This is a genomic window from Streptomyces griseiscabiei, from assembly GCF_020010925.1.
In the GTDB taxonomy this organism is placed as follows: Bacteria; Actinomycetota; Actinomycetes; order Streptomycetales; family Streptomycetaceae; genus Streptomyces; species Streptomyces griseiscabiei.
This window is the reverse complement of sequence record NZ_JAGJBZ010000002.1, coordinates 2,401,064-2,415,832: the sequence shown is the minus strand read 5'-3', so window position 1 is coordinate 2,415,832 and position 14,769 is coordinate 2,401,064. Positions and strand designations below refer to the sequence as shown.

Here is a 14,769-nt window from a genome sequence, read left to right as displayed (position 1 = left end):
TTCTACACCGGGCACAGTGTGGGCGCCGCCGAGTCGATTGGTGCGGTGTCCGCAGGCAAACAAGAGACCCACGGAGCAGCAGCAATGAAGCACATCAAACTGGGGGACCTGAACGTTTCCCGCATCGGCCTGGGCACGATGGGCATGAGCGCCTTCTACACCGGGCACAGCGCGGACGACGCCGAGTCGATCCGTACCATCCACCGCGCTCTCGACCTGGGCGTCACCCTCATCGACACCGCCGAGGTCTACGGGCCGTTCACCAACGAGGAACTCGTCGGCCGGGCCGTCAAGGGCCGTCGTGACGAGGTCGTCGTGGCGACGAAGTTCGGCTTCCTCTCCCACACGGGCCGCCCCGCCGGCTCCCTGGACAGCAGCCCCGCGAGCATCCGCACCGCGGTCGAGGGCTCCCTGAGGCGGCTCGACACCGACTACATCGACCTGTACTACCAGCACCGTGTCGACCCGGACACGCCCATCGAGGACACCGTCGGCGTGCTGGCGGAGCTGGTCGCCGAGGGCAAGATCCGCCACATCGGCCTGTCCGAGGCCGGCGCGCAGACAATCCGCCGCGCCCACGCCGTCCATCCGGTCACCGCCCTGCAGTCGGAGTACTCACTGTGGACCCGTGACCCGGAGGCGGAGGTACTGCCGGTGCTGCGCGAGCTGGGCATCGGCCTCGTGCCGTACTCGCCGCTCGGCCACGGCTTCCTCACCGGCCAGATCCGCTCGACGGACGACTTCGCCGACGACGACTGGCGCAAGACCAACCCGCGTTTCATGGGCGAGAACTTCCAGCGCAACCTCCGCGTCGCCGACGAGGTCAAGGCCGTCGCCGACGAGGCCGGCGCCACCCCGGCGCAGGTGGCCCTGGCCTGGCTGCTGGCCCAGGGCGACGACATCGCCCCCATCCCCGGCACCAAGCGTGTCGAGCGCGTCGAGGAGAACACCGCCGCCGACGCCATCGAACTGAGCACCGCCCAGCTCGCCAAGCTCGACAACCTCACCCCGGCAGCCGGCGACAGCCACAACGAGGCAGGCAAGCGGCTCCTGGAACGCTGACCTTGCCTTCCCGCCTCCAGCACAGCATGGCCACGCCCCAGAGGGCATCGGGCTCAACTCGTTCGGCCGCCGCTGAACCGACCAGACCGCAAAGGCGCCCCAGACGATGCGTGCGGCGCACTTGGAGGACCGGAGAACATGAGCGTGGGCGAGGTGTCTGCCCCTTGAGGTCGCGTACGCAGCGCGAGCGTCCACTCCCGCCCTGCGTACGGGGAACGCCCACAGGAGGAGGCCGCCGTTCGCCGTGTATTCGAGAGTCCCCAGCCCCGCCACGGTAGTCGGCAGGGCTGGGGACTCCGGAATGTACGAGAAGAGGGGCCACGACCGAGTGTCGTGGCCCCTCTCACGTGATCCCGCAGAGAAGTCAGGGCCTGTTTCTGCCGGTGCGACCGGGAGACTCAGCGGGATCCGCTGCTGGTCAGTCCTTGCCGGAGAGCCGCCAGATCTGGTTCTTCTTGGTGGTCAGCGTGCTTCCCGTGTCACAGGTCCATTGGTGGACGAGGGCGCCGGGTGCGGTGGAGATGGTGCTGACGTCGACGCACTTGCCGCTGTGTGCGGCGACTAGTTGGTAGTCGTGGCTGTTGCCGAGTGCGGTGACGGGCCTGAGGGTGAACCGTTGGTTGGCGGCGCCGAGGCAGGTCCACTGCTGGACGGCGGCGCCGTTGGCCGTGGAGAGGGCGGAGATGTCGAGGCACTTGCCGCTGGAGTGGTTGACGACGGTGTAGGTGTCGGTGGCGCCGGTGACGGGGTGGAAGTCGAAGCGCTGTGCCTCGCCGCTTCCGCAAGTGTTCTGCTGGTACTGGGTGCCGTCGGCGGTGGACTGGGCGGGGTCTTCGAGGCAGAGCCCGCTGTGCTGGGCGACGGCCGTGGAGGAGAAGCCGGTCGAGGCGCCGATGTGCAGGCTCGCGGGTGCGAAGGAGACCTGGTCGAGGTGGGGCGCGGAGCTGGAGCGCATGGGCTGGCCGATGTCGCTGCCGCCGCCGGAGTAGACCACGCCGATGGTGGTGCCGTCGTAGTTGTAGAGCTGCGAGGCGGTGAACTTCACCGTGTTCGCGCCCGCGGCGAGGGTGACGGGAACCGTGTAGTTGTTGAACTGGTTCCAGTGCAGGGTGCTGGCGAAGTTGACGCGGGTGGCGGTGCCGCCGTTGACACTGACGTCGGCGTGCTCGGCGTACAGGTCGGGGTTGTAGTGGTTGGAGGGCAGTTCCTCGTTGTTGGCGTAGCGCATGGTCATGGCGTACGTGCCGGCCTCGGGCGCGTTGACGTTGAGGGTGAGGGAGTTGGCGGTTCCGTTGCCGATGCCGGTGACGACGCCGCCGTTGGCCTGGCTGTAGGTGGTGTCGGTGGCCGCGGTGCCGGTGAGGGTGCCGTTCTCGGCCTGGTAGGTGACGACGTTTCCGGTGGTGACGGCGTCGGTGGCGCTGAACGGGGTGACGGCCAGGTCGTCCAGGGCGAGGGTGCCGCTGGTGCCGGTCACCTTGACCTTGTTGATGCCGCTGTTGAGGTAGACCCGGTTGGCGGAGGTGGACCAGGCGCCGGTCGTCGCGCCGGAGAGGGTCTGGTCGTCGGCTGCCTTGCCGTTGACGGTGAGGCCGGCCTGGCCGGTGTTGCGGAAGCGGGCCGTCAGGTCCGCGTAGCCGTCACGGGCGGAGTAGACCCAGAACGTGGCGGACTTGCCGGAGGTGAGGTTCACCGCGCCGGCGCCGGACTGACCCTGGGAGGTGTAGGAAGCGGTGCCGTTGTCGGAGAGGTTGGCCTGCTCGGCCTCGTAGAGCGTGGTGCCCTGGACCGCGGCGTCCTTGTACCGGAGGTCGATCTTGTCGATGATGGCGTCGCCGACGGTCGCCGCGCCGTTGTCCCCGGTGGTGGCCAGGGTGATGGTGTGGCTGCCCGCGGTGAGGTGCACCGTGGTGTCGCTGTGCCCCCACACCACCCACTGGAAGCCCACCGGTATGTCGACCCTGGTCGAGGCGCCGCCGTCGACCCGCGCGTACACGTTCGTCGGGCCCTTGACGTCGGCGTCCTTGGCGTAGCTGCTGCCGAACACCGACAGGTCGTAGTCGCCGGTGGTGGGGACGGAGACAGGGAAGGAGATCACCGTGGTCGAGCCGGTGCGCAGGCCGCCGACATCCTTCGTACCCGAGGTGGCGAACTTGTCGAGTCTGCTGGTGGTGCCCTCGGTGTTGATGTTGTAGCCGCTGCCGCTGAGCGTGGCGCTCTCGGCCTCGTAGCTGGCCGACCAGGTGCTGTCGGAGGCGGTGGCGCTACCGGTGCCGCCAGGGGAGACGACCACCTCGTACGCGGACATCGCGTCGAGGGTGATGGGCAGGGTGATCGAGCCGTCGGAGCCCACGGCGACGTCGGCGTCGGAGAGCCGCGTCGGGGTGGCCGCCGCGCCGATGTAGCCGCTGTAGCGGTCCTGGAAGACGCTGACGTGCACGGTGCTGCCGAAGACGGCGGGGTCGATGTTCTTGATGACCGTGTTGGAGTCGCCGCTCGTGCCGCCCCCGGCGAGGATGACGCGGGCCTGCTTCTTGGCCGTGTCCAGGCTCGCCAGGCCCTGGAGGGTGTACGCGGCGTTGTTGGCGGCGCCGGTGACCTTGACCGTGTTGCCGGTCATGGAGCTGTACCAGTTGTAGAGCCACCACTGGGCGTTGGGGGTGTTCTGGGCCGCGGCGGAGTCGCCGAGGTTGCCGTTGATGTTCCAGTAGGGCAGGTTTCCGTCGATCTTCTCGTCCTCCATGGCCGCGATCCACTGCACCATCTGGCCGGGGTCGGTCAGGTGGTAGCGGAAGGCGTACTCGTTGAGGTTGATCGGCAGGTGCGAGCCGGTCCCCACCGCGGTCTCGGCCGCGCGGTAGTTGTCGGTGGTGCTGCGCACGTCCGCGGGGCTGCCCAGGGTGTGCCAGGTCGTGACGTCCGGCAGGCAGTTGTTGGCCTTGCAGTAGGTGAGGAAGCCCTTGTAGGCGAACTCGGTGTAGCTGGAAAGGTTGGGTCCGGCTATCCGCGCCGCGGGCCACAGGCCCTTGATGAAGTTGTACGTCTGGAGCCACTCGGCGTTGAAGGAGGCCAGCGGCCCTGCCTGGGTGCGCATGCCCTGGAACCACATGCCGTCGGGCTCGTTGTAAGGGACGAGGACGACACGGTCCTTGTAGGGGCTGGCCAGCACCTGCTCGATCTGGGTCCTCATGGCCGACTGGTAGGCGGCGTAGCTGGCGCGTTCGTAACTGAACGTGCGGTACACGTCCGTCATGTAGATCATGATGTCTTTGCCGCCGGTGTCCACGAACGGCTTGGCGACCTCCAGTACGTCCGAGCCCGGGTGCTGCTGTCCGTCCTGGGCCTTCGTGTTGATGGTCTGCAGGCCCATCCCCTCGATGAGGTTGTCGGTCGGCACGTCCGGCCCGTACAGGCCGTACAGCACCCCGGAGGCACCGCCGTGGAAGGCTCCGGTGGTGGTGCCCAGGTCGACGGTGAGGGTGGGGGTGGCGGCGGAGGCAGGCGTCACCATCACGGTGGTGGCGCCTGCTATGACGGTCAGCGAGAGCAGCGACTTGGTGATGCCGTGGAGAAGGCGTCTCGTGGTCGAGCGTCTTTGCCCGATTCCTGTCATGTGCTTACGTCCCTTCAGGGGTACGGCTGGTTGTTGCTGCGCCGGCCCCCGTGCCGGACGTATGGGTGAGTGGTCGCTCGCGAATCAGGCGACGGTGGTGTTGGTTCTGGTGTCCGCGCGCCGGAGTTCGTGGGCTTCGGCGAGGAGGAGGTAGCTGCTCGCGGTCCAGGTGTAGGCGCGGTCGCGCAGTCCCTCGCCGGTCAGTGCATCGAAGTTCTCGGCGAATCCGGAGGTTTCGCACAGGGCGCGGAAGCGGGCGCTGATCTCGTCCGCGAGGCGTATGTGCCCGGCCCGGCGCAGGCCGTCCTCGACGAGGACGGTGGCGGGGGCCCAGATCGGGCCGCGCCAGTAGCCGTCGGAGAGGTAGTGCGGCGAGGTGGGAAGTTCGGTGGCCAGGCCGTGCGAGGTGAGGTGAGCCTCGATGCGGTCGGCCAGGACGCTGCTGACGCTTTCGGGCAGGTGCTCGCCCAGCGCGATGGGCATCAGGTCGAGCAGGCTGGCGCTGCTCCAGGTGTCCTGGCTGTCCAGGCCCCGGGCAACGAACCGCTCGCCGGTCCAGAGCTGTTCGAGCAGCGCGGCCTGGGTCGCGTCAGCCGTACGCGTCCAGGTGCGGGCGTCGTCGTGCCGGTCCAGGTCGGTGGCCAGGTCGGCAAGTTCACGCAGTTGGAGGATGAGGAAGGCGGCCAGGTCGGCGGTGACGACCACGCGTTCGGGGTCGAAGGTGGTGGCGTTGTCCCAGCCGCTGTCGTTGCCGTGCTGGTAGTGGGGCAGGGCCGCGCCGGGTGCGCGTCGCGCGGTGAGCCAGAAGTCCGTCCAGCGGGTCAGTCTGTCGTACGCCTCGGTCAGTTGCGCACGGGTGAGCGGCTCGGGCAGCCGTCTGCGGAGGTGCCCGAAGGTCCAGCCGTGGATAGGGGGTTTGACGAAGTTGTGGAGGACCTCGGAGTGGGTGACGGAGTCGGGCAGCGCGCCGCTCTCGTCCTGGTGGTCGAAGGGGAGGGAGAACTGGTCCCAGGCCAGGTCCGGGCAACCGGGCGCCAGGGCAAGGGCGTTGAAGCAGTGGTCCCAGCTCCACACCTTGTCCATCCAGTGCTTGGACATCAGTACGGCGGGACGGGTGACGAGACCCGCCGGGCGCACGGTCGCCGACCAGACCACATAGGCGGCGAGTTCGGCGGCCGGGGTGGTGGCCGAACGCCACGGGGCGAGTGTGTCGACGAACTCGGCGAACGACTGCCGTGCTGCCTCCACGACCTCGCCGAACGCGGCCCGCGAGCGGAAGGGCGCTCGCGCGCTGTCGAGTTCCTCGATCGCGACCTCCCACGAGCCGTCGGCCCCGGCGGTGACCGTGAGGCCGCGCTCCCCGGCGCCCAGGGCCTGGGAACCGGTCACGTCGGCGACCGTGCCGGACAGCACGGTGACGCGGTAGCGGCGCCCGGTCTCGTAGGAGGTGAACACATACGCGCCGTCCACCGGGTCGCGGTAGAAGTAGGTCCCGCTGAACGGGGTCAGGGCGTGAGCCGCCGCGCTGATGCCGAACCCGAGACCGGTGCCGTGTACGCGTACGGTGTCCGGCGACTCGTAGGCGAGGTCGATGCGCCCGTCCGCACCGGTCCAGCTGAGCAGGCCCGGTGTCGCCTCAACACGGGTCTCTGCCCGCTCCCCCGTCGCCGCGTCGAGGGGGACGAGGCGCAGGACGGCGTGCATGCCGTTCTGGTGCGAGACGAGGTGGAGGTCCTCGGCGCGTGTCTTCTCCGCCAGCACGGGAGAGATGCCGAACCAGGAGCCGTGCGCGCTGAAGGGTATGTCGTGGACGGAGAAGGGCGGGCCGGTCGGGGCGGCGGTCATGAAGCGGCACTCGTTTCTTGAGCGGAGGGGGCGGTGTTCCGCCGGGTGGGGCGACGGCGCTCGCACGGCCGCTCGTGAAGAGCGCGGCTGCGTGCGGGCGTTGCCGCGTCAGTCCTTGACGGCGCCGGCGGTCACGCCGGCGGCGACGTAGCGCTGGGCGAGGACGAGGATGACCGCGGCGGGCAGTGAGGCGACGACGGCGGTGGCCATGATGGCGTTCCACTGCTGGTTGTTGTTGCCGATGTAGTGGTAGATGCCCAGGGTGATCGGCTCGTGGGCGCCGCCGTTGACGAGAGTGCTGGCGAAGACGAAGTCGGACCAGGACCACAGGAACGCGAACAGGGACACCGTGACGACCGAGTTGCGGCTCATCGGCAGGACGATCGACCAGAAAGTGCGCAGCGGCCCGGCACCGTCCATGGTCGCGGCCTGGAGGAGTTCGCCGGGGATGCCGGACATGAACGCGGTGAAGATGAGCACCGCGAACGGGACGGCGAGGGTGGAGTCGGCGACGATCAGGCCGGGCACGGACTGGAGCAGGCCGAGCTGGAGGTAGATGGCGTAGAACCCCATCGCCATGATGATGCCGGGGATCATCTGGGCGGCCAGCAGGACGAAGTTGAGGATTCCACCGCCGCGTGGACGCAGTTTGGCGAGCGCGTAGCCGGCCGGGGCGGCCAGTGCCACGGTCAGGGCCACGGTGCCGAGGCCGATGACGAGGCTGGTGCCGAGGTAGGGCAACTGCTGGTCGACGACGGCCCGGTAGCCCTCCAGAGTGGGCCGGGCGGGGAACAGGTCCGGCGGGCTCTTGCGCATGTCCTGGTCGCGGGTGAAGGACACGTTCAGCATCCAGTAGACCGGGAAGAGCATGACGGCGGTCAGGACGAGGCCGATGGCAGTCTTTGCCCAGGTACGGGGGCTGCGGTTGAGGACCGGCTGTGTACTCGTCATGACAGCGCCTGCTTTCGCTGGACCCGCAGGTAGATCAGGCCGAAGACCAGGGCGGCGACGACGAGCAGGTTGCCGACGGCCGCTCCGGGGCCGAAGGCGGGCAGCAGGTTGCCGAAGCCGAGTTGGTAGGACCAGGTGGCGAAGGTGGTGGAGGAGTCGGCAGGGCCGCCCTTGGTCATGATCCAGATGATGTCGAAGACCTTGAGGGTGTAGACCAGCCCGAGGAGCAGGGTGATGGCGGACACCGGGCGCAGGAGCGGGAAGGTGATGCGCCAGAAGCGCTGCCAGGCGTTCGCGCCGTCGAGGGCCGCCGCCTCGTACAGGCTGGTGGGGATGGACTGGAGGCCGCTGTAGAGCACGACCAGGTTGAAGGGGACGCCGATCCAGATGTTCGCGATGATCACCGAGGCCAGTGCCCAGGACGGCGAGGTCAGCCAGTTCACCGGCTCGATGCCGACGGCGTGCAGGGTGGCGTTGACGATGCCGGAGTCGCTGTTGAGCATCCACGACCAGGTCGACGCCGACACGATCAGCGGCAGCAGCCAGGGAACCAGGAACAGGGCGCGCAGGGTGGCCGAGAGCCGGAAGTGCTGGTTGAAGAAGACGGCGAGGGCCAGGCCGATCGCGTACTGGAAGACCAGGCACACGGCGGTGAACACGACGGTGTGCAGCAGGGCGGGGGCGAACGTCGGGTCGTCGAAAACGGTCAGATAGTTCTTCAGGCCCGTGAACGGCGCGTCCCCCTGCACAAAGGAGCGGACCGTGTAGTTGCGCAGGCTCAGGTCGATGTTGCGGTACAGGGGATAGGCGTAGAAAAGAGCGAGGTAGAGGGTGACCGGGGCGAGAAAGGCCCAGGCAGCCCACTGCGGGGAGGCTGGACGCCGCCGGGGCGTGGTGCGGGCCGGGGGCGGGGCGGCGGTCGCCGCCCCGTTCCGGCCGCGTGCCGACAGCGCATCCGGCGCTTGTGTCGTGCGGTTCATCAACGGGCCTCTGACATCGGCGACTTGGGTTACTTGACTGCGGACTGGGCGGCCGTGAGCGCGTCCTTCGGCGACTGGGACCCGCTCAGCGCGGACTGGACCGCCTTCCACAACTGTTCCGAGATCTTCGGGTACTTGGTGCCCAGGTCGTCACTGGTGCGCCCCTTGGCCGCCTTGACCGCGTCGACCCACGGCTTGAGCTCGGCGTTCGCGGCGACCTGCTTGTCCTGCACCACGGTGGTGGGGGCGACGTAGGACAGGGTCGTGTCGGTGGCGAGGAGGTTGTCGGTGCTGGTCAGGCAGGTCACGAGCTTCTGCGAGGTGACGTAGCGGCCGGTCTCGCCCTGGACTGGGACGGTGACGAACTCACCGCCCGTCGGGGCCGCCGCGTTGCCCCCGGTGGAGGCGGGGACGGGGATCACGCCGTACTCGAAGCCGGCCTTCTGCGCGTTGGCGAGCTGCCAGGTGCCGTTCTCCGCGAACGCGTAGTCGCCGCTCGCGAACTCCGCCCAACTGGTCGTCTGGGTGTTGTTGATCACCGAGTTGGGGGCGTAGCCCTTGTCGAGCCAGTTCTTCCACAGCGACAGCGCGGACACCGCCTCGGACGAGGCGACGTCGGTGAGCTGCGCGCCCGAGCCCCAGAACCAGGGCAGGAACTGGAAGCTGCCCTCCTCCGTGCCGATCGCGGAGAAGGTGATGCCCTTCTTCCCGGCCTTCTCGACCTTCGCCAGCGCCGCCGTCAGCGAGGCCCAGTCCTTGACCGAGGCGATGTCGACGCCGGCCTCCTTGAGCACCGCCTTGTTGTAGTAGAGGGCGAGGGTGTTCGCGCCGATCGGTGTGCCGTAGGTCTTCCCGCCCGACTGGCCGGCCCCGAGCAGGTTGGCGTCGACAGCCGAGGTGTCGATCTTGTTGTCGTCGGTCGTGGTCAGCACGCCCGCCTCCGCCAGCGTGGAGACGACGGGGTTGTCGACGATGAGGACGTCCGCGGAGTTGTCCTGCTGCGCCGCCAGCAGGGCCTTGTTCGTCAGGTCGCTGGTGTCGAACGCGGTCCGCTTGATCTTCACCCCGGCCTCGGTGCCACAGCCGTCCAGCAGCTTCGCCCAGGCCGAGGACTTGTCGAACTGCGGGTACGGGTCCCAGATCGTGTACGTGCCGCCACCGGCCGCGTTCTCAGTGCTGCCGCTGTCCGATCCGGAGGAGCACGCGGTGGCGCTGACGGTGACGGCGGCGACGGTCAGGGCGGCGGCGGTGAGACGCCGTCTGGCAGATGTGTTCATGGTGGTTCCTCATGGGTTTTGGCACAGGTGTGCCCTGGGAGCGGCACAGGTGTGCCCTGAGAGGGGGAACAGAGGGTTGCGAGGCTCGCCGAACGCGCGCGTGAAGTGCGCGGTCGGGGGTCGGAGGGTGTGGTGGGGCGGGTCAGTACGTCACGGCGGCACCGGAGCCGGGAGTGGGCCCGAAGGGCGCGGTGCTCGCCCGCAACGAGATGGGCGGCGCCAGCAGGTGGTTGCGGGCCGGCGTGTCCGGGTTGTCCAGCCGTTCCACGAGAAGGTCGACGGCGAGGCGGCCCATCTGCTCCGCGGGCACGTCCGCCGCGGTGAGCTGCGGGGTCACCGTCTCCGCCCACCTGCCGGCCACCACTCCGGTGACGGAGAAGTCGCGCGGTACATGGCGGCCGGCCTGGGCCAGCCCCCGGTACAGGCCGCCGAGCGCGGCCTCGTTCAGTGTGACCAGCGCCGTGGTGGCGGGGTCGTCGTGCAGGATCCGCTCCAGACAGGTCAGACCGGAGGCGGCGTCGTCCCCGCAGGTGTACGTGCGGACGGTCAGCCCGCGTTCCGCCGCCGCCTTGGTGAAGCCGTCCAGGCCCCGGTGGGCGGACTCGTACCCAGCCCGCAGGAGCTGCTCGGGCCGGTTGACGAAAGCGACCCTGCGGTGGCCGAGGTCGGCCAGGTGGTGCACACAGGCCGCCGCCAGTGCCGTATGGTCCAGGCCCACCCACCAGCTGCCCTCCGGGTGGGCGCTGCGGCCGATGGCGACCGAGGGGAAGTCCAGGGCGGCGAGATGGTCGAGCCGGTCGTCCCGCAGCCGGATCTCCATCAGGATCGCACCGTCCACCCGCCGCTCGCCCAGCAGCCGCTGGAACGAACGGTCACTGTCCACCCCGCTGGGGGAGAGCAGCACGTCGTAGTCGTAGGTGGCGGCGGCCTCGGTGACACTGCCGATGAAGTCCAACTGCATGCCGGTGTAGTGGTTCCCGGCCGGCGGGAAGACCAGACCGATGGTGTTGGTCCGCCCGTTGGCCAGGGCCCGCGCACTCGCGTTGGGCTGGTAGCCCAGCTCGTCGATGACCCGCTGGATCTTCAGACGGGTGTCGCCGGACACCGGTCGCTTCCCGCTCAGGGCATACGACACGGTGCTCCGCGAGACACCGGCCCGCTTGGCGATCTCACCGATGTTCACGGGACTCCCTTGCCGAGATGGTTCGAACCGGTTCGATTACTTCAGGGAATGAAATCGGCCAGGCGCCGATCGTCGAACCGGTTCGCGTGAAGTGAAGGTAGGAGCAACTCGGACGAGTGTCAACGCCTCGCGCCGCATTTCTCGTAACGGCCCGGAAACCTCGACGTACGGAGGCGTGATGCCTGGTCGAACTGGGTTCACACACCCTCACGAGCAGACCGGGCGTCAAATTCGGCGGGACGGGGCGCCGGTCTCACCAGGGGTGGCCGGCCATGCCAGGCCGAAGAGATCTATGTCAGGGGTATTGCTGGCTGGTTTTCTCGATGCTAGCTTCCCCGAACCGGTTCGACGAGCCATCGAGGGCTCGCGACTGCTGTCGAGGCGTCACTCACACATCGGAGCGGTAACCCCTGATACATCCGCCGCCCGGAGCTCCCCCTCCAGGCGGCGGATGCCACCGAGTGACCGTCGCGCTCAGACCTGGCGGCGGTGCCCCGCTGACTCGGTTCGCCTCCCGCAAGCCGGCCCAGTGCGTCCGTAACCCGGAACCTGGGCGGCAGTGAACCGGGGCGACTCCTGTCGCGCGGCCCAACGTCGAACCGACTCGCCCCCTGGCGGGACATGGCAGGTCGGCGCCCGGACCGGCCTCGTCCCGTACGAAACGCATCGGATCCAGCGTCCGAGATGCCACGGAATCCACGGAGACTTCAGTGAGACAACGACAAAGAACGACGGGAGCCGGCGTCATCATGGCCGCAGTCCTCGCCACCATGCTCGCCGTCCCCTTCGCGAGCACGGCCCAGGCAGCCGATCCGGAACAACTCGTCATCGATCTCGCCACCGACACGGGCGCCTTCCACGGCGGGGCGAGCGGCTCGTTGTACGGGATCTACGGTGACGGCGCGCCCAGCCGCAACCTCATCGAGGGCATGCATCTGCGCACGGTGTCCACCAAGGCGCAGGACGGCCCGCAGCACCCGGGGGCGGACGCGCTGGAGATCCTGCCGCCGTTCGTGGACTCGGGCGGCAAGGACGTCTACATCTACATGACCGACATCTACCGCGGGTTCCCGTACCAGTGGCCGGGCGCCAACGGCCCCGAGCGGCTCGCGGACTTCCAGGAGAAGATCAAGAAGCAGGTCGCCCAGGTCAGGACGACGGGCGACTACAAGGACCACGTCGTCTACGTCCCCTTCAACGAACCCGAAGGGAACATGTTCGGCTCGGGCGCGTGGAGCTACAACAACGTCTCCTGGCTGAACAACCCGCAGTACTTCTTCGCGGCCTGGAAGGAGACCTACCACCTCATCAAGAGCCTGGACCCGGACGCGCGGATCGCGGGCCCGAACACCTCCCTCCTCTTCGACCAGGTCAAGGGCTTCCTCCAGTACGCCAAGGCCAACGACGTCGTCCCGGACGTGATGACCTGGCACGAGCTGTCGTCGCCCGCCGCGGTCCGCACCAGCGTCGCCAAGTACCGGCAGTGGGAGAAGGAGATCGGTATCGGCCCGCTGCCGATCAACGTCAACGAGTACGGCCACAACTACCACCTCTCCGTGCCCGGCCAGGTCGTCCAGTGGGTCTCCGCCATCGAGGAGTCCAAGATCGACGCCGACCTGGCGTACTGGAACATCGACGGCAACCTCAACGACTCGGCCGTCGACGCCAACAAGGGCAACGGCCAGTGGTGGCTGTTCAACGCCTACGGCCAGATGACCGGCCACACCGTCCAGGTGACCGCTCCCCACCCGAACCAGCAGTACACCCTCCAGGGCGTGGCCACGCTCGACGCCGACAAGAAGCAGTCCCGCGCCATCTTCGGAGGCAAGAGCGGCGACGCGGACATCGTCTTCGACAACATCGACCCGAAGCTGTTCGGGACGACGGTGCACGCCACCGTGCAGGAGATCCCGTGGACCGGGCAGGTCGGTGACTCCGCGCAGCCCCAGCGGCTCGCGGACCAGGAGGTCACCGTCGGCGAGGACGGCACGGTGACCCTGCCGATGACCGGCATGAACGAGATGTCCGCCTACCAGGTCATCCTCTCCCCCGGCGGGAACGGTGGGGAGCCGGCCGAGCCCTCCGTCGGCTGGCGCAAGTCCTACGAGGCGGAGAACGCCACCTACACCGGCAGCGGCTACTCCAAGAACGGACCCGAGGGCACACCCTCCAACGTCGGCAAGTTCGCGACGAGCGGCAACTACAACGTCGGCGGCCTGCGCACCGGATCCGACGGCGTGCTCTCCTTCGACGTCGACGTCCCCACGACCGGGACGTACGACCTGAGCGTCTTCGCCAACTCCTACAACCTGGACGGCCGGGTGAAGGAACAAGGCCCGACCAACGTCTTCCTGCGCGTCGACGGCAAGGAACCGCAGGAGCTGCGCCTGACCCTCGGCTACAAGTGGGTGGTCTGGGGCCACACCGACACCACCGTGAAACTGACCGCCGGAAAGCACAAGATCACGCTCTCCGCGAAGGACACGGACCTGGGCGTCACCAAGGGCGACGCGATCATCGACAAGATCGACCTGGCCCTGCGCGACGAGAACGTGACCCGGCCGGCGATCTACGAGGCCGAATACGCCACCCTCACCGGAACCCGGCCCGCCTACACACACCCCGAGGCCTCGGGACCGGGCGCGGTACCGCTGCCCAAGGGCGCCTCCGCGACCTTCTGGGTCCACTCCCGCACCGACGGTGAGGCCACGGTCTCCCTCGACCACCTCGGCGGCGGCAAGGCGAAAGTGTCCCTCAACGGTGACACGCTCGACATCCCCAAGGTGGGCGCCGGCAAGAAGGGCACGGACGTCGTACGGGTCTTCCTGTCCGCGGGCATCAACAAGATCACAGTCACCGGCACCAAGAAGGAACTGGTCCTCGACCGGCTGCGGGTCGCGGCATCAAGCGGCAACCTGGCGACCAAGGTGTACCAGGCGGAGGCCGGCACCCTGAGCGGCGCCGCCAAGGCCACCGAGGCGTACACCTTCGCCACCGGCGGCAAGGCGGTCACCGACATCGGCGACGGAAAGGCCAACGCCCTCACCCTCGACATCGTCGCCAAGCGTGCCGGGCGGCACGCGGTGACCATCCGCTACTCCAACGCCGAGCAGGCGCCCGCCACCCACTACAACCCCGACCCGATCGCCCGCCACGCCGACCTCTCGGTCAACGGCGAACCGGCACGCCAGATCCTGTTCCCGACCACCTTCCACTTCAACAGCTTCCGCGACCTGACCGTCCCGGTCAGCCTGAAGAAGGGCACGAACCGGCTCACGTTCACCGCCGAGGAACTGCCCGACTTCAACGGCGACACCTACAACCAGTACGACCAGCGCTCCCCCTACGCGCCCGTGATCGACCAGGTCGCCGTCACACCGCTGACAGAGCAGTAGCAACCCGGCCTCGCCGGAACGCCCAGGTGCCAACCGGACCCCGGTCGGCACCTGGGTATCCACGGATTCCATGACTCCGAAGTGGGTCGTCCTTGTCGCATCCACCTCGCAGGCGAGCAGGCCCGACCTCACGCACGGCTCAAGGAAGTCAACCATCGGTCATTTCGATCCGTTTGCCGTTAATGGACCGCAGTTGAGTAAGAACTACGACCGGGAATCGATCGCTTTTCAAGGTCGATTTTTCATCGCGGGTTCTCGCTGCCGCTATTGCTGTACACGGCCGATGAAGAAAATACTTTCCGGCCGCATCGCGAGGGTCGAGAAATTCGTAGTCCTGTGAGCCGTGCCCATTGCGCCGCCGAGCCCACCGATCGATGATCAAATGGGCGTCACATGGCAGTCTGAATGCGACTGCAAATCTGGCCCGTGACCAGCCCCCTTGAAGCCGGCCAGACATGGCCAC

8 protein-coding genes are annotated in these 14,769 nt (G+C 68.2%); 2 read left to right on the top strand and 6 right to left on the bottom strand.

Translation table 11 applies throughout. From position 1 onward, the window contains the following. The first annotated feature begins 84 nt into the window (after nucleotides 1-84). Nucleotides 85-1,062: an aldo/keto reductase gene (locus J8M51_RS27820; RefSeq protein WP_086755525.1), complete on the top strand. Its 978-nt coding sequence runs from the start codon at nucleotides 85-87 to the stop codon at nucleotides 1,060-1,062. 418 nt (nucleotides 1,063-1,480) lie between these two features. Here the strand turns inward: J8M51_RS27820 and J8M51_RS27815 are convergent, their stop codons facing one another. The 6 genes from J8M51_RS27815 to J8M51_RS27790 form a co-directional block, all read right to left on the bottom strand. Continuing rightward, on the bottom strand, nucleotides 1,481-4,675 hold the full coding sequence (locus tag J8M51_RS27815) for an RICIN domain-containing protein (RefSeq protein WP_086755526.1): 3,195 nt from the start codon (nucleotides 4,673-4,675) through the stop codon (nucleotides 1,481-1,483). Between the two features lie 84 nt (nucleotides 4,676-4,759). Then, nucleotides 4,760-6,520: an amylo-alpha-1,6-glucosidase gene (locus tag J8M51_RS27810; RefSeq protein WP_086755527.1), complete on the bottom strand. Its 1,761-nt coding sequence runs from the start codon at nucleotides 6,518-6,520 to the stop codon at nucleotides 4,760-4,762. 108 nt (nucleotides 6,521-6,628) lie between these two features. After that, the gene (locus tag J8M51_RS27805; protein ID WP_086755528.1) at nucleotides 6,629-7,471 is read right to left on the bottom strand and encodes a carbohydrate ABC transporter permease; all 843 of its coding nucleotides are present in this window, start codon (nucleotides 7,469-7,471) and stop codon (nucleotides 6,629-6,631) included. Then, nucleotides 7,468-8,451, bottom strand: coding sequence for a carbohydrate ABC transporter permease (locus J8M51_RS27800; protein WP_086755529.1), 984 nt, complete (start codon nucleotides 8,449-8,451; stop codon nucleotides 7,468-7,470). The genes J8M51_RS27805 and J8M51_RS27800 overlap by 4 nt, the downstream gene beginning before the upstream one ends. Nucleotides 8,452-8,480: 29 nt before the next feature. Then, entirely contained in the window at nucleotides 8,481-9,728 is a 1,248-nt protein-coding gene (locus J8M51_RS27795) for a sugar ABC transporter substrate-binding protein (RefSeq protein ID WP_086755530.1), read from the bottom strand. A gap of 142 nt (nucleotides 9,729-9,870) precedes the next feature. Continuing rightward, a complete protein-coding gene (locus J8M51_RS27790; protein WP_086755531.1) occupies nucleotides 9,871-10,911 on the bottom strand; it encodes a LacI family DNA-binding transcriptional regulator in 1,041 nt (346 codons plus the stop codon). A gap of 749 nt (nucleotides 10,912-11,660) precedes the next feature. On the opposite strand from J8M51_RS27790, the gene J8M51_RS27785 reads away from it, so the two are divergent. Beyond that, nucleotides 11,661-14,306, top strand: a complete 2,646-nt coding sequence (locus J8M51_RS27785; RefSeq protein WP_086755532.1) for a carbohydrate-binding protein — start codon at nucleotides 11,661-11,663, stop codon at nucleotides 14,304-14,306. Nucleotides 14,307-14,769: the final 463 nt, after the last annotated feature.